The sequence below is a fragment of the Desulfatitalea alkaliphila genome, from assembly GCF_022968795.1.
GTDB lineage: Bacteria > Desulfobacterota > Desulfobacteria > Desulfobacterales > Desulfosarcinaceae > Desulfatitalea > Desulfatitalea alkaliphila.
On the sequence record NZ_JALJRB010000010.1, the window covers coordinates 20637 to 35923 of the forward strand.

General features: G+C 58.7%; 12 protein-coding genes. 4 read left to right on the forward strand and 8 right to left on the reverse strand.

All coding sequences use genetic code 11. From position 1 onward, the window contains the following. Positions 1 to 348: 348 nt before the first annotated feature. The 3 genes from MRX98_RS10665 to MRX98_RS10675 all read right to left on the reverse strand — a co-directional run bounded on the left by MRX98_RS10665 (position 349) and on the right by MRX98_RS10675 (position 3585). Positions 349 to 618 carry a type II toxin-antitoxin system RelE family toxin gene (locus MRX98_RS10665; RefSeq protein WP_246907064.1) on the reverse strand — a complete coding sequence of 90 codons (270 nt, stop codon included), beginning with the start codon at positions 616 to 618 and terminating at the stop codon, positions 349 to 351. Next, a complete protein-coding gene (locus tag MRX98_RS10670) occupies positions 615 to 821 on the reverse strand; it encodes a hypothetical protein (protein WP_246907071.1) in 207 nt (68 codons plus the stop codon). Before MRX98_RS10670 ends, MRX98_RS10665 begins: the two co-directional genes overlap by 4 nt. A 421-nt stretch (positions 822 to 1242) precedes the next feature. Further along, positions 1243 to 3585 carry a hybrid sensor histidine kinase/response regulator gene (locus MRX98_RS10675; protein ID WP_246907073.1) on the reverse strand — a complete coding sequence of 781 codons (2343 nt, stop codon included), beginning with the start codon at positions 3583 to 3585 and terminating at the stop codon, positions 1243 to 1245. A gap of 371 nt (positions 3586 to 3956) precedes the next feature. Here MRX98_RS10675 and MRX98_RS10680 point away from each other — a divergent pair, with 371 nt between their 5' ends. Next, a complete protein-coding gene (locus MRX98_RS10680; RefSeq protein WP_246907075.1) occupies positions 3957 to 5363 on the forward strand; it encodes an FAD-binding oxidoreductase in 1407 nt (468 codons plus the stop codon). Between the two features lie 45 nt (positions 5364 to 5408). On the opposite strand, the gene MRX98_RS10685 is transcribed toward MRX98_RS10680, so the two are convergent. Continuing rightward, positions 5409 to 6089 carry an SDR family oxidoreductase gene (locus MRX98_RS10685; protein WP_246907077.1) on the reverse strand — a complete coding sequence of 227 codons (681 nt, stop codon included), beginning with the start codon at positions 6087 to 6089 and terminating at the stop codon, positions 5409 to 5411. 224 nt (positions 6090 to 6313) lie between these two features. On the opposite strand from MRX98_RS10685, the gene MRX98_RS10690 reads away from it, so the two are divergent. Next, positions 6314 to 6649, forward strand: coding sequence for a hypothetical protein (locus MRX98_RS10690; protein WP_246907079.1), 336 nt, complete (start codon positions 6314 to 6316; stop codon positions 6647 to 6649). A gap of 82 nt (positions 6650 to 6731) precedes the next feature. Next, positions 6732 to 7247 carry a phosphate-starvation-inducible PsiE family protein gene (locus tag MRX98_RS10695; protein ID WP_246907087.1) on the forward strand — a complete coding sequence of 172 codons (516 nt, stop codon included), beginning with the start codon at positions 6732 to 6734 and terminating at the stop codon, positions 7245 to 7247. Positions 7248 to 7436: 189 nt separating this feature from the next. On the opposite strand, the gene MRX98_RS10700 is transcribed toward MRX98_RS10695, so the two are convergent. The 4 genes from MRX98_RS10700 to MRX98_RS10715 are packed head-to-tail and all read right to left on the reverse strand — an operon-like array spanning position 7437 to position 13301. Continuing rightward, the gene (locus MRX98_RS10700) at positions 7437 to 8507 is read right to left on the reverse strand and encodes a TAXI family TRAP transporter solute-binding subunit (RefSeq protein WP_246907089.1); all 1071 of its coding nucleotides are present in this window, start codon (positions 8505 to 8507) and stop codon (positions 7437 to 7439) included. Positions 8508 to 8520: 13 nt separating this feature from the next. Beyond that, positions 8521 to 10446 carry a TRAP transporter permease gene (locus MRX98_RS10705; protein ID WP_246907091.1) on the reverse strand — a complete coding sequence of 642 codons (1926 nt, stop codon included), beginning with the start codon at positions 10444 to 10446 and terminating at the stop codon, positions 8521 to 8523. Positions 10447 to 10473: 27 nt separating this feature from the next. Further along, a complete protein-coding gene (locus tag MRX98_RS10710; RefSeq protein ID WP_246907106.1) occupies positions 10474 to 11802 on the reverse strand; it encodes an alkyl sulfatase dimerization domain-containing protein in 1329 nt (442 codons plus the stop codon). Between the two features lie 32 nt (positions 11803 to 11834). Next, positions 11835 to 13301 (reverse strand): sulfatase, encoded by a 1467-nt coding sequence (locus MRX98_RS10715; RefSeq protein WP_246907108.1) that lies wholly within the window; start codon positions 13299 to 13301, stop codon positions 11835 to 11837. 274 nt (positions 13302 to 13575) lie between these two features. On the opposite strand from MRX98_RS10715, the gene MRX98_RS10720 reads away from it, so the two are divergent. Beyond that, a complete protein-coding gene (locus tag MRX98_RS10720) occupies positions 13576 to 15165 on the forward strand; it encodes a sigma 54-interacting transcriptional regulator (RefSeq protein ID WP_246907117.1) in 1590 nt (529 codons plus the stop codon). Positions 15166 to 15287 lie beyond the last annotated feature (122 nt).

The following is a 15287-nucleotide window of genomic DNA, read 5'->3' on the forward strand; positions in this document are numbered from 1 at the left end:
ACATTTTTACCATATTTGTCAATTGAAAAGTGTTGATTGGCGGTAGGCACCCCAGGTTTGGTATGGCTTGTTTTTCGTGTTATTCCTTGGTATTGTCAATGATAATCAATGCGCTTCAACTCTTTACAAGGTGTGTAAAATTTACCCTATGTGCCGGACTACGAATCCGTAGGTCGCAAGTTCGAATCTTGCCGGGCGCGCCATAAAAATCAAGGGGTTACAGACTTGGTGCTGTAACCCCTTTTTGATAGGGAGCGGATGAGTGCATTCTCGATGTTGTCATCAAGGCCGTCAAGCACTTGCGATAACCTGCCCCTGACCGTCTCTTTTATCGCGTTGTTTTTCCAATTAAGGAAGAAAGCGGTAGATTTGCCTTCGATGAAGTACACGGACAAAGGTGACTGTATCGTTTTCGATGATCATCCCTATCCGATATTCACCGGATCGGATACGATAGTAATCGCCCTGCGCTCTGAGTTTTTTCAGGTTTGGTATTTGACCAGTATCATCAACGCGTTCGAAATGAGCGATAATCTGCTTCACTCTTTCCAAGAGCTTGTGATCATATGATATTTGCTTTAAATCCTTGGCAAAACGCTTTTTGAAGACGATCTTCACGTTGAGCCTTCCAGAATATCAAAAATTTCCTTCCTACTTACCGATGGCGAGTCTTCCCCTTGCCGGATGGCATTCTCAAGGGCAATATCCTCAACAGCCTCTACAACCAAATCATGCAAAACGCCTTTTTGTTCCTGCAATGCCTCGATAAAGGCCTCTTTCATCAATTGTTTAATTTTTTGTTCATCGATTAACGGTTGCATTTCTCTTTCCTTTCCTCAAATCCAACTGAACAGAATCGGAAACAGCCTCAAGCTGAATTTTGCCGGATGCTCCGTTGTTAATTTTCATGAAATCTACCAAAGGGACTGTACTTGCACCGGCAGGCACGCGCCGAGGTAATTTTTAATGATAGCAACTTGAAAGGAAAAAATCCACATAGAATGCACTGATAAGACATCGCAATCGCATGTAGTTTTGGTAATGACTCACGCTGTTTCCAGACAGAAGTGGACTTTCATCTCTATCGGCAATGCGGGACGCGGGCAATGCGGGACGGCGGGCAATGCGGGACGTACCTAGAATATTCAGATTTTGTGGTTCCAAACTGTGTACACACCCAATTGACGAAGCGGGATCCAAGCTACTGCCGGTCGAGAACTGGCCACTTCCGAATAAGATCGCTTACGCTGTTTCCAAACAGGCGCGGACTTTCAGCGCCAGGGCGTTGACGGAAAAGGGTTTCTGGATGAAGTGGACCCCCTCTTCGAGAACGCCGTGCTTGGCGATCACGTCGGCGGTGTAGCCGGACATGAAGAGACAGCGGATGGCGGGATGCAGGAGGCGCACTTGAGTCGCCAATTCGCGGCCGTTCATTGCGGGCATGACGACATCGGTCATAAGCAGGTGGATCGGGCCTTCGTGGGTGCGCGCCAGTTCCAGCGCCCGGTCGGGGCCGGCGGCAGCGAGCACCCGGTACCCTTTGCGGTGCAGGATCTGGGTGATCATGTGCAGGATGGACGGCTCGTCCTCCACCAGCAGAATGGTATCACGGCCGGATGCCGGTCGCGGTGGTGGTTCGCTGGGAAGGCTGTGGTTCGCGGCCTCATGGTGCCGGGGGAAGTGCAGCGAGAAGGTGGTCCCCTCTCCCGGCCTGCTTTGCACCCGGATGAAGCCGCCGTTCTGCTTGACGATGCCGTACACCGTCGCCAGTCCCAGGCCGGTGCCCTGGCCGATGGGCTTGGTGGTGTAAAAGGGTTCGAACAGATGTTCGATGGTAGCCTCGTCCATGCCGGCGCCGTCGTCCTGAACGGTCAAGCGGACGAAATCGCCGGGCGGCGGGGCGTCCGGTTCATCGGAAACCGTTGTCTCCACGGTCGCATTTTCGGTGCCGATGACGATGGTGCCCGCGCCGTCGATGGCATCGCGCGCATTGACACACAGATTGGCCAGGATTTGATCGATCTGGGTGGTGTCGACTTTCACCGGCCAGAGTCGGGCGCCCGGATGCCATGCCAGCTCGACCTCTTCGCCGATCAACCGGCGCAACATCTTGAGCATCCCTTCCACTGTCCGGTTCAGATCCAGCACCTTCGGCGCAACGGTTTGTTTGCGGGCGAAGGCGAGCAGCTGGCGGGTCAAATCGGCGCTGCGGCGAGCCGCCTTGCCGATCTCCTGCAAATCGTCGTAAACGGGCTGCGAAGGGGCGACTTGCTCCAGGGCCATCTCTGTGTGCCCCAGGATCACCCCCAGCATATTGTTGAAGTCGTGGGCCACCCCGCCGGCCAAACGCCCCACGGATTCCATCTTCTGGGAGTGGCGCATCTGCGTTTCGAGCTTCTCCCGTTCCACTTCGGCCTGCTTGCGCTCGGTAATATCGTGGTAGTTGCCGAGAACGCCCTGAATATCGGGGTCGTGCAGCAGGTTGGTACCGGTGAATTCGATCCACTTGTAATGCCCGTCCTTGCATCGATAGCGGAATTGGTCGGTGAGGGTGCGGTTGGGCGCTTGGAACAGTTGTCCCAGCGAATCGGTCGCCCTTTGGATGTCGTCGGGGTGGACGTTTTCCAGGGCGGGCCGGCCGATCAACTCTTCCGGTTGCCAGCCGAACCACTTTGCGATGTTGGGGCTCTTGTAGCGGTTGATGCCCTCCTGATCGATGATGACGATCACATCGCCGATGTTGGCGATCATTTTGGCATGCCGGGCCTCGGCTTGTTTGAGCCCCGCCTCAGCCCTGCGCCGCTCGGTGATGTCTTGAAAGATGCAGTGGGTGCGCTCGAAACGGCCGATGACGTCCCGTTGAATTTTACCGTTGAAATAGACCAGGATGGTGCCGCCGTCCTTTTTGACCATCTCGAATTCCACGCCGAGCACTTCGCCCACCGCTTTGAAGCGCGGAAAGTTGGTTTTGAAGTGGTCCACCCAGTCGGGGTGCAGGATATCGCCGAAATACTTGCCGATCAGCTCCTCCCGCCGGTAGCCGAGGGTGTCCAGGAAGGCTTGATTGACATCGATGAAGCGTCCCTCTTCGTCCAGGGACTGGTAGGGCATGGGGGCGTTTTGGAACATGAGGCGGAAACGGGCCTCGTTGGACTGTAGATCCTCTTCAGACCGGGTGCGGTCGGTGATGTCCCGGTCGGAGCCGTGGAAGCCGATCACCCGGCCGGCGTCGTCCAACACGGCCACCGCATTGCTCTCCAGCCAACGAAAAGTACCGTCCTTGTGCCGCCAGCGCAGCACCAGGTTCCGCCATCCGGTCCGCTGCGCCATGCTTTTGCTCAAGGCATCCTTGACCTTGGCAACATCTTCCGGATGCACCATTTGGTGCCATGCACTCCCTGTGATCTCTTCCGGCCGGCGGCCCAGTATCTTCTCGACAGCGGGATTGCTGAAAATGTGTTTTCCCGCGATATCGATGGACCAGATCCACTCCTGGCTGGTGGTCACGATGGCTTTGAACAGCCGGTCACTGTCCTTGAGCATCTCCGCCGCATTCGCACGGCCGGCAAAATCATCGTCTGTCATTGCAGACACCTCTTGAGCCTGAATTGGGTGGCGCCATTCGGCCGGTCCACCCCTGCCCCCATCCTATTGCGCACCCTCGCATCGCTTGCGATCCGATCCGATTTGATCCGATACGATTGCAACGGGAAGGCCACTCCATATATTGACAAAACGGACATAAAATCAATTTTAAAAACACAATCCAGGTGGAGACGTCCGGTCCGCGCCACCGTTGCATCGTTGTGCCCTTGTCATCCGCTCAGCCTGACCGCCCCATCCCCGGCGCAACCCGCATCCCCCAGCGACCGACGCTCGCGACCCCGCGCATCCGGCAGCCGAGCCATCCCGCGGCGCCTCCCCCGCTGTCCATCTTGCATTGAAAGGAAAAGACAATGAACCCATCATCCATTGACAACAATAGTATGAACACTTTCAAGGCCGCTTTCTCCGGGCCGGTGATCACACCCGGCAATGCCGAATATGAGCACGCCCGCAGGGTGTGGAACCACATGATCGATCGCCGACCGGCTGTCATCGCCCAGTGCCGAACGCCGTCGGACGTGGCGGCGGCCATCGGCTTCGCCAGGGAGAACGGCCTCGTGATCGCGGTGCGCGGCGGCGGCCACAATGTGGCCGGTTATGCCGTCTGCGACGACGGATTGGTCATCGACATGTCCCTGATGCGGGAGGTGACGGTGGACCCCGAAAGCCGCAGGGCGCGGGTGGCGGCCGGTGCGCGTTGGGCCGATGTGGACCGGGCGACCCAGCCCCACGGCCTGGCCACGCCGGGCGGCGAGGTGTCCGAAACCGGCGTGGCCGGCCTGACCCTGGGCGGCGGCGTGGGGTACCTGCGCCGCAAATACGGCATGAGCAGCGACAACCTGTTGTCCGTGGGTCTGGTGACGGCGGACGGCCATACGCTCACGGCCAGCGCCAACCAGAACCAGGACCTGTTCTGGGCCTTGCGCGGCGGCGGAGGCAATTTCGGCGTTGTGACCGCCTTCGAGTTTCAACTGCACCCCGTCGGCCCGGAGGTGTACTCCGTCAACCCGTTCTATCCCTTGGACCAGGCGGAGTGGCTGTTTCGCACCTGGCGCGCCTTCACTGCCGAGGCGCCGGATGAAGCATCCACCGCATTCGCCATCTGGTCCATACCGACCCACCCGGATATCCCGGCCCACCTGCACGGTACCGATGCCTGCCTGCTGGACGGTATGTATTCGGGGCCTCCGGAAGGCGGCGAAGCGCTGTTTCGCACGATGCGGGATCTGGACGGCAAGTTGCTGGACTTCAGCGGGCGTGCAACTTATCTCGAAGCACAACAGGCCTTCGACGCGTTTCTGCCGGAAGGCGGTCTGTACTATTGGAAATCGCTTTTCATGGATCGGATCAGCGACGAGGCGCTGCACACCATCGTTTCCATGTCTGCCAAGCGGCCCAGCCCCGGCATCCTAGTCATCATCCGCCACCTGGGCGGGGCCATCGAACGGGTGGCCCCCGATGCCACCGCTGTCCGCAACCGCGCCGCCCAATACATGCTCAGCATCGACGGCGGCTGGACCGACCCGGCCGAATCGACGGACAACATCGCCTGGATCCGACACTTCTGGGAAGAGATGCGGCCCTTCTCCAACGGCGGTGTCTATATGAATTTCCCCGGATTCGCCGAGGACGAGGGCGATCCCTGGCCCACCAGCCACGGCTCCAACTACCAGCGGCTGGCGGAGGTGAAACGCAAATACGACCCCACGAACCTCTTTCGCATGAACCAGAACATCCGGCCGGCGGAGGGGCCGTAAGGCGTGCCCGAATCCCTTTTGGGGACACGTGTCGTTTCTACCCGGTCAAGCGGCCCAGCCGCCGCACACCGGAAACACCTGGCCCACGAAACAGTCGGCGGCCGGACTGCACAGGTAGGCGGCAAGGAGGGCGTCCTCGCGTCCCGACACCAGCCGCCCCAGGGGCACCTCGCGCTTGAGCCGCTCCTGAAAGGCGGGATTGGCCTGGATTTCGGGTGGAAAGTAGGTCGGGTTGTCCACGAAATTCTGGGCGATGGCGTTGACCTGGATGTTGTGGGGCGCCACCTCCACCCCCACCGCCCGAATATAGGCCAGTTGCGCCCCGCGGGCCGCGCTGTATGTGGAAGCCCGTTTCATGCCGCGCAACGGGGCGGCGCTGCCGATGAGCAGCACCTTGCCCGATCGACGCTGGATCATGGCCGGCAAAACGGCGCGCAGCAATCGCGGCAGGGGGTGAACCAAGTGGTCGAACACCGTTTGCCATTCGGCCTCGGTGGTCTCCTGCGCGTGGGAGCGCGGCGCGGCGACGGCCAAGTGAGCGATCAGGATGTCCACAGGGCCGGCATCGGCGACGATGCGCTCTGGCAGCTGCGGCTCCACCAGTGGACGCCGGTCGGCGATCACCGCAGCCCCCAGCGCCGCGAACACCTCCTGCAAGGCCGGCCCCATGAAGGTGTCGGCCTGGGTGAGCAGGACCCGTTTGCCCTTCAAATCGAGCATGTCCATCAATGCCTCCTCGATGATTGATAAATGGATCGGTGCACAAAAGCCGTTTGTCCACCTCTTCCCTCTTCAATACATTCACCAAGGCAGTCGCCAAAGTCAAACACCGAATCCGATCCAATGGCAGGATTCCCCTCCCATTGTCACGCCATTCCTTTCCCATTGCCTATTCCCATTGAATGGCGAGCATTTGAATTCAGACAATATAAATCCAAAGGAGGCAAAAGATGGATGAACGCCTATCGAAAGTGTTAAATGTGATCGAAGAGACCTACCGCGATGTATTGCAAAAGGGGGGGCGCCACTACATGGAGGTGAACGTGGGGCAGCAAGCCGACCGTTTGGGGTTCACGGATCTGAAGCAGGCCTATGAGCACACATTTGCCATCGTACCGCTCAAGGCACCCCGCGCCGGCATGAAGGTGCGGATCGACGGACGCACCTTTGTCCATTATGCGGAATTGAATTCCGGCGTTGCGGTGCCGGGATACCTTGCCAAAGCGACCGGTGGCGGCTATAAACCATATGTACCGCTGGACAGCATGGTGTGCAACTTCGCCTGAAACCCCGGGCATCAACTTCGGGGGCAAGGCAGAACACACCGTGCCGCTGATGTGCGACCCATCATCGAAACGGGAGCGACCCTTGGACGACCTTGCCAATCCCAAAGAACCGTTGATGCAAAAACTGCGGATCATCATCCGCTTTGCCGTCCGCTGCCTGGCGGCATTGATGACCCTGGTGATCTTATGGGGTGTGGTGGACGTGGGCTGGGTGATCTACCAGAAACTCAATACGCCACCCTTCCTGATGCTGACCATCAGCGACATGCTCGCCACCTTCGGCGCCTTCATGGCGGTTTTGATCGCCATTGAAATTTTCATCAACATCACCATCTACCTCAGGGATGATGTGATCCATGTCAAAATCGTGATGGCGACCGCCCTGATGGCCATCGCGCGAAAAGTGATCATCCTGGACTACGCCACCACCACCCCCGACTACATCTGGGCCACGGCGGCGGTGGTTCTGGCCATGAGCGTCGGCTACTACCTGATCGTCAAACACGGCGAGGGAACCACCGTGGATTGCCGACCATCATTTGCAGAAGGCGGCGAAAGCCCTTTCCAGGAAACAAAACCCGACAAGGAAAAGGAATAAAAACCAAACCTATCCAATCCTATGTTCAGGCGAGTGGAGCTGGGCTACCCGGGCACGGCGTGCCGTGCCCCTACGGGTTGGTGGAAGGGCCCATCGGTTCGACCACCCCCAACCCCCTATAATCGATAGAATTCATTAACTTAAAACTTAACACTTAAAACTTAAAACTTTTTTATATCAACAACTTATCTATCTAGCCACCTTTGGCACAGGCAGCCCCTTCTCTTCCATAAATCTTAACACCCCCGGATGGACGTCTTCGGGATCCGCGCCAATGGGATAGGGCGTGCGGGGCATGTAATTGAGAAAATCGGCATATTTCCCGAATTCGGCCCTGTGTTCATGCCACACGCGCACGATCTCCATGACAATATCGTCGGGTATGGCGGCATCCCCGATAAAGCAGTTGGGGCCCGCCCGCCCGAACAGATCTTGATCCAGTCCTTCGAAGGCGTTTTTGCGGAAGACAATGGGGTGCTGCACCAAAGCGCCGGGAATATCGCGGATTTTGCCGAGCAATTCCGGCGGCATCGGGATGAAATGGACCTTGCGGCCGCTGTTGAGCACCTCCAAAGTAGCCGGACCGCCGGAGGCGCGCGGTGTCGTCATCATGCCCTGATCGTCGATCTCCACCATCCCCATGAAACGTAAGGGCAACGCATCCACCGCGTTGTTGAGGAAAGCATCCTTGCACCCCACACTCCCCAGGAAGGACCAGCGAATGTCGTCATAGATACCCAGCAAGCTGAAAAGCGGCTTGTCGAGCAAGATCCCCTGAAAGGGTCTCGAGCGTTCGCCGGTGCACACTTTTTTACCTTCCAATTGCCGCAATGTCCGGATTTCGGGGTCAAAGGTGGCATAGACCCCCATGACGGACGGATTGGGCACCACCGCTTTGACACCGGGCCATCGCACCTTTTCGAAGGGCGGCCGTGCCTCCAGTAGAAACGGCAGCAGGTCCGGCGCTCCCATCACCAGGGTGTGGGGCGCCTCCCCCTTTTTCATCTTCTCCAGGTTTTCGACAACATAACGGTACATGTACATGGCGCCGGGCGTTTCCTGGTGTTTCACGCGCACCCAGGATCCGGCCTTTTTGAACACCTGCTCGGCGGCGGCGCCGCTGGCGTACATGTGCGTGCCGAAAGGCGTGGTCATGAACACCACGTCCACCGGTTCCCGCTGGGCGGCGGCCAGGCCGGGACCCCCCAGCATGGCGATCAGGGCCATCAGTGACACGATAATCAACAAACTGCGTTTCATGTGGTACCTCCCCTTATGAAGGTGTGTTGGACGATGGGGCCGCCCCGGTAAAACGGGGTAGGATAACGGATCGACGGCGCTTGCGGAACTGGACCGTCAGAAAACCGACGGCGACGATCAGCGAAAAGACCATTGCGGCGGACGAGTGATAGAAACCACCGATGGTAGCGGCGATCACAGCCACCGCGACGACGGCGGCATCTTTACCGCCCAGTTTAACCAAGCAGAAGCGTTGGGCCAGACACATTATGCCGAACATGGCCACCGTCAGCCCGCACAGGGCCATGACGGCCTGGTGCAAAGGCTGGGCCTCCAGCAGGATGACCGGATTGCGGACCATGAAGAAAGGCAGAATGTAAAAAGGTCCGACCAGTTTGAAGCTTTCCCAGGCGCTCTTTAAATAGTCGGCCCGCGCGATCTGGCTGCCCACCATGGCCGCACCTGCCACCGGCGGCGTTACGGTTGCCAACACCGCATAATAGAAAACGAAGAAATGGGCCACCGTCTGATCGACCCCCAACTCCGTGAGCACCGGTGCAGCCAAAAAGGCCACCACGACATAGGCGATGACGGTGGGGGTGGAGGCGCTCAGAAAAATGGAAAGCACCATCACCATGACCAGCGTGGGCAGCAGGGATTGACCGGCGACTGCAGTGATCACCATGCTCAATTTGGTGGCCAACCCGGTGAAGGTCATGCATTTGACCAGGATGCCGATGCAGGCCGTGGCCACGGCAAAAGTGGCGGCCAGCACCGCTCCGCCTTCCAGTTGTTGCAGCAGATCGCGCCATGCAGGCCTTGTGGCACGACGCGCACACGAGACCGCAAGCAAGGTGATAATACTCCACACCGCGGCTTTGCCGACAGTGTGATGCATGAAGAGCATTCCGGTCAGAACGGCCATGGGCAGCAGGAAGACAGGTGCACCCCGCCGCAACATCGACCAATCCACCGCCGCCGTGGAGAGGGGAATACCGCGCCGGGAGGCGATGAGCATGACCCCCAACACTGCTATGGCATAATAGGCCAGGGCCGGCACGAGCGCCTTGGACATCAGCTGGGCGTAGGAGATGCCGAGAAAATTGGCCATGATGAAAACGGCGATCCCCATGATCGGCGGGGTGAGCTGCCCACCGGTGGAGGCCATGGCTTCGATGGCCGCCGCCTGTTCTCCGGAAAAACCCGATTTTTTCATCACCGGAATGGTGTAGGCGCCGGTGATGGCGACGTTGGCCGCGGCCACCCCGTTGACCATGCCCACGAAGGAACTGGAGAAGACGGCGGTTTGCCCGGCGCCGCCGCGCAGATGGCGGCTCAACAACGTACCGAACGTCATGAAGAATTGGGTGACGCCGGTGGCGCCGAAGATGGCGCCGAAAATGACCAGCAGGAAAATCACGTTGACGGAAACGCTGAGCAGCATGCCGTAGATGCCCTGAAACCCTACCGACAGATTTGAAACCACGAAATCCAATTTCAGCGGGGGATGCCCCATGATGCCGGGCAGGTGGTGGCCCCACAGGGCATACGCGATGCCGGCCATTACCAGCGCGGGAAAGATGGCACCGAAAGTGCGCCAGGTCAGGGCGATCACCAGGGTGATCAAGGCGATGCCCACCAGCACATCCCGGAATTCGGGAAAACCGGCGTACATATCCAACCGCTCATACTCCACGGCCATGTATATCACCAGGAACAGGGACAGCAGCGCCCCCATGACATAGGCGGCCCGCCACCACCAACGGCCCGCCCAGCGCGCCAGATGCAGCATCACGAGCACCAGGGCGAATCCCAGATGGGTGTTCTGGCTCATCAACTCGCCGAAAACCGGATGCTGGACGATCATCACGTGGTAGGCGATCATGGCCAGCGCCGTGATTGTTATCAGGATGGAAAGCAGGCGAATATCCCATCCGGAACTGCGAGGCGGTGTGGTCATGGGGTAGACGTCCTTTTAAGGTTGCATTCAAATTTTTTGGAACGGACCCCTTTCACATTGGGCCATGATGATCCGGCCGGCCGCCAGGTGGCCTTCCGGCAGCTGCGCGCCGAGTCGCGCCGCCTCGGCCAGAAAAATGCCCATGGCCATGGTGGACGGCTCCTGCAGTGCGCGATCGAGGTATATCCGGCCGGCCGCCGACCGCACCGCATCGTCTTCGGGTGCGGCCAGCACGGCCCAATCGGCCAATTGGCAGGCCAGGCGATGGTTGCCGTCGCGGGAACAGGACAAGGCTTTCTCCATCACCAACGACACCCCGCCGGCCAGTTCGGCGACGACGTTGGCTTGTTCCCTCTGGGGCGCCGGTTTGAGATGGCTGGGTTGCCCGTCATACCATGCGCCGTAGAGGCGATAGATATTGCGCACGATGAACTCCGACTCGTCGTAGACCGGCTGTAAATAGGGCAAATCGGCCAGATCCGGCGGCACCGCAACGGCGTTCAGGATACGATCCAGGTCGGCCCCTTCGTTCATCAGCCGCACCGTCTCGCTGTCCAGGTGTTCCAGCAGCCGGGCGGTGTTCAGCAGCGCCTCGGCAACCCGTTCGCGGCCCACGATGGGAAAGCCGTGCCCGGGCAGCAGGTACTCGGGGGCAAGGGCCGCCATGCGTTTCAAGCCATCGGCCCACTCCCCGGCGAACCGCTGCACCTTCTGCGGATTGCCGGCGTTGGGCACGGCGTATATGAACAGATCTCCGGTACACAGCACCTTTTGCGAGGGGAAGAACACCCAACTGTGGTCATCGGTTTCCCCGCGGCAATGGCGCACCTGGATGGGCTGATCGCCGACCGTGAAATCCAGGGCGCCCTCGTAGAGCAAATCCGGCCACCAGTAGCGGGTGGGCCAGGCCACCTTTTCGACACCGCCCCTGAACTGCCTGGAATTGAGCGCACTGTTCCAACCGGCGGTGCGGATGTAGCGCCTCAAGCGCTCCGGCAGCAGCCGGTGGGCCACCACCCGTGGCGGCGCCGTTCCGTTGCGGGCATTTTCAGCGGCATAGTCGTCCACGCCGAAGACATGGTCCACATGGCCATGGGTAAAAATGGCGGTGTGCAATGGTGCCTGCAGCACCTTGCGAATGGCGGGATATTTCATGGTCACATCCACCATGCCCGCGGGATCCACGATCACCAGTCCCGCATCGGTCTCCAACACAATGGTGTTGGCAAAACCCTTGAAGAAATAGACGCCGTCGCAAACTTTCTCCAATCCGTAGGGCGGGCCGAAGGGGTGGTGGGTGTAGGTGGTGGTTTTGCCTGTCCACAGGTTTTCGGCGATGCCATATATGGTTTCCATGTATTTCTCCCCTTTGCGTTGCGCCGACGATCCTATTCTTCGGCTTTGAGCGATCGCATGAAATCGAAAAGCATGCGGTTCAAATCGGTGGCCGTGCCGCTGTCGGCACCCAGCAGGTTGTCTTGCTGAAACGGGTCCTTGCGGCGATCGTACAATTCATCGGACCGCGGCAGTTGCGCCTCACTGCCGGGGGTGCAGGTCCACACGTGGGTATTCTCCTGGTAATCGTGCAAACCCACCGCGGCGGCGGCCTTCAATGGATTCTCCTTGAAATGCTTCTCCTCCAGCCAGTGGATGTAAGACCAATCTTCAGTGATCATGCTCCATGAAAAGTTGTAATACCCGGCAATGGCAAAATCGCGCACGCTGTCTTTCTCCCCACGGATCAGGGGCAGCAGGTTCTTGCCCTGCATGCGGGCGCCCCGTTCCGTGATGCCGAGAAAAGACAGAATGGTGGGGGCGATGTCCACGGTCTGCACAAAAGAAGCGACCCGCCGCGGCGCGGCGTCCGGGCAGTGGATGATCAGCGGGATGTGGACCAATTCTTCATAGGGCCACGGTCGGCATTTGCGCATAATACCGTGCCCGTGAACGCCGCGCCCCAGGGGTTGTCCGTGGTCGGACAAGAAGACGACAAGGGTGTCGTCCATCAATCTCTCTTGCGCCAATGTGTCGAGCACTTTTCCCAACCACTTGTCCACGAGGGTGATCTTCTCGGCATAGAGCATCCGGATATGGTGCTCCTCGGCCTCGGTCAGGTAGCCTTCAGCGTAAGTGGGCACGGGATTGATGATTTCCATCCCCGTGTATTCCGGATCGTAGGGGCAACATAGATCGGGATCCCACACCGAGGGCGGGTCCCACGGTTCATGGGGATCGAAACTGTCGATCCAGAGGAAAAAAGGTCTGCTCTTGTCCCGCTGCTGCAAATAAGCAATGGCTTCGCCGGCCACCCGCGCCACCATCTGGTCCTCTTCGCCGCGCCAATGTTGGCGCTGGGGCAGATAATCCAACAGCTCCTGGCGACAGTAGCGACTGGCAAGCAGTTCTTCGCGTCCCTTGCCCGGCACATCGCGGTAAACCGGCTTGTGAAAACGGTCGGGGTCCAGATTGCACTGATCGTGACTGTAGAAGTGATCGAACTCCTGCCCACGGAAAAAGCGGACGGTATCGAAACCGCGGCCATACCCGAAGCGGGGCAGGTGCATGGGGCTGGTGTCGTAAATCAAAGCCGTGCGAATGGCCTCATGCCACATTATGTCGGTAAGGGTCTGGTCACGGGTGCCGAGGGGCATCCACCCGCCGTAAGGCAAGGTGTAGCGCCCGGTCATCAGGGCGCGCCGGGTTGGCACCGTCGGACAACCCTCGGCATAGGCATTTTCGAAAACTGTGGACATGCCGGCCAGGCGATCGATGTTGGGGGTATTAATCCAGGAATTGCCGTAGCACCCGAGGTAGTTGAATTGCCAAGTGTCGGCGACGATGACGACAACGTTCATGGGAACTCCTTACAAAAGGGTCGAAAAAGAGCTGGGAGATGGAATGGCAAGAAATACAGCAAAAGCTGTACCAATAATTTTTGAGTAGTGATTATAATGGTTTATGAAATAATGAACAAAAAAATCCGAATATCCGCCAATATTGGCGGTTATAACTATAAATATTGACGGATCGATCAAATACTGCGAAATATGATAGAAATGTCTCTGGAAAAAACCCTGATGCGGGGACAAATGTTAGCGAATCGGATTTTTGAATAACGGGAGCCGCACCATGCCCATTTCCGACAACGAGTTTTTCCGTGAGGTCACCCTGCGTATCTGCGGCAGTCTGGATATCGAACAAGCGCTTTACCAAAGTTTTCTTTTCATCCAGCACCATATGCCCGCCGACCGCATGACCCTGGGATATTTCGACCCGCAGGAAGGGGCCATCATCATTTACGCCTCGGCCACTCTGGATGGCGGCACCCGCACCAATGTGGCCATCCCCATCTCTGAAGATCAACAAATGAGTCTTCAATCTCCGGAATTTCCCGATATCCTGTTGCTCAACAGTGTGGCGCCGCGCTCCATCGCCGCTCTCGTCATGGAACGGCTCGGCCATCCGGTGGCCTCCATAGTTTCTCTGCGCATGCGGCTTCAAGGTGAATTGCAGGGCAATCTCACGGTTATCGCCAACGGCCGCGATCGTTTCACCCGACCCCACGTCGAGCGCTTGGCGCAAATCAACGATCCTTTCGCCATCGCCCTTTCCAACAGCCGGCGCTACCAGGAACTGACCCGACTCAAGGATCTGCTGGTGGACGACAACCGTTACCTGCAAGAAGAACTGCGCCAAATGGCCGGCGATCAAATTATCGGTGACAGTCCACAGATGCAAAGGGTCCTTTTCCTGGTGCGCCAAGTGGCGCCCCGCAACAGCCCCGTGCTGGTGCTGGGAGAGACGGGAACGGGCAAGGAACTGGTCGCCCGGGCGGTGCACGACGCCTCGCCACGTCGCGAGGGGCCTTTTATCAAGGTGAATTGCGGTGCCGTGCCGCCGTCGCTGATGGACAGCGAACTTTTCGGTCACGAAAAAGGTGCCTTCACCGGCGCCACCGCCATGCACCGCGGAAGGTTCGAGCGGGCCCACAACGGCACCATTTTTCTGGACGAGGTGGGCGAATTGAGTCCCGAGGCACAAGTGCGGTTGTTGCGGGTACTGCAGGAGAAGGAGATCGAGCGGGTCGGGGGCACCCGCTCCATTGCGCTGAACATCCGCGTCGTGGCCGCGACGAATCGTCCTTTGAAGGAGATGGTGGCAAGCGGCCGATTCCGTGAAGATCTTTATTATCGACTGAATGTGTTTCCCATAGAGATCCCGCCCCTGAGGGAACGCATCGCGGATATCGAACAGTTAACCCGATACTTTCTGCAGCGGCAGGCAAAGGAGATGCGTCTGCCCCACATCCCATCGATGGCCCCGATAGCCCTGGAAAAATTGCGCCTTTATGCCTGGCCGGGAAATGTCAGGGAGCTGGCCCACGTGGTGGAGCGGTCGCTGATCCTGAACCGGGGGGAGTCATTGACCTTCGACGAACTCTCCGTGCCGGGCAGCCCGGCGACACGACATCCCGGTCGGACATCGGACGACGAACCGTTGTTGCTGGACACGGTCATGGACAACCACATCCGCAAAGTACTGGCCGCCAGCGGCGGCCGCGTCGAAGGCCGCGAGGGCGCGGCCCGCAAACTGGGCATGAAACCGGGCACTCTTCGCTACCGCATGAAAAAACTCGGCATCCCCTTCGGCCGAAAAACCCACTCACATCCAATCGGTAGGATAGCTCAAATTAAGACTGAAAACCTGTCTAATACTTAAAAATGCCCGCCAGGGCATCCTATATTCATGCGAATGGATCGGGGCTACCCGGGCACGGCATGCCGTGCCCCTAATGGTTGGTGGCAGGGCCCATCGGTTCGACCACCCCCAACCCCCTATAA

Bases quoted from the DNA above. Each gene is read 5' to 3' on its own strand.
- MRX98_RS10670 (WP_246907071.1), bottom strand. From the start codon at position 821: ATGCAACCGTTAATCGATGAACAAAAAATTAAACAATTGATGAAAGAG.
- MRX98_RS10675 (WP_246907073.1), bottom strand. From the start codon at position 3,585: ATGACAGACGATGATTTTGCCGGCCGTGCGAATGCGGCGGAGATGCTC.
- MRX98_RS10680 (WP_246907075.1), top strand. From the start codon at position 3,957: ATGAACCCATCATCCATTGACAACAATAGTATGAACACTTTCAAGGCC.
- MRX98_RS10685 (WP_246907077.1), bottom strand. From the start codon at position 6,089: ATGGACATGCTCGATTTGAAGGGCAAACGGGTCCTGCTCACCCAGGCC.
- MRX98_RS10690 (WP_246907079.1), top strand. From the start codon at position 6,314: ATGGATGAACGCCTATCGAAAGTGTTAAATGTGATCGAAGAGACCTAC.
- MRX98_RS10700 (WP_246907089.1), bottom strand. From the start codon at position 8,507: ATGAAACGCAGTTTGTTGATTATCGTGTCACTGATGGCCCTGATCGCC.
- MRX98_RS10705 (WP_246907091.1), bottom strand. From the start codon at position 10,446: ATGACCACACCGCCTCGCAGTTCCGGATGGGATATTCGCCTGCTTTCC.
- MRX98_RS10710 (WP_246907106.1), bottom strand. From the start codon at position 11,802: ATGGAAACCATATATGGCATCGCCGAAAACCTGTGGACAGGCAAAACC.
- MRX98_RS10715 (WP_246907108.1), bottom strand. From the start codon at position 13,301: ATGAACGTTGTCGTCATCGTCGCCGACACTTGGCAATTCAACTACCTC.
- MRX98_RS10720 (WP_246907117.1), top strand. From the start codon at position 13,576: ATGCCCATTTCCGACAACGAGTTTTTCCGTGAGGTCACCCTGCGTATC.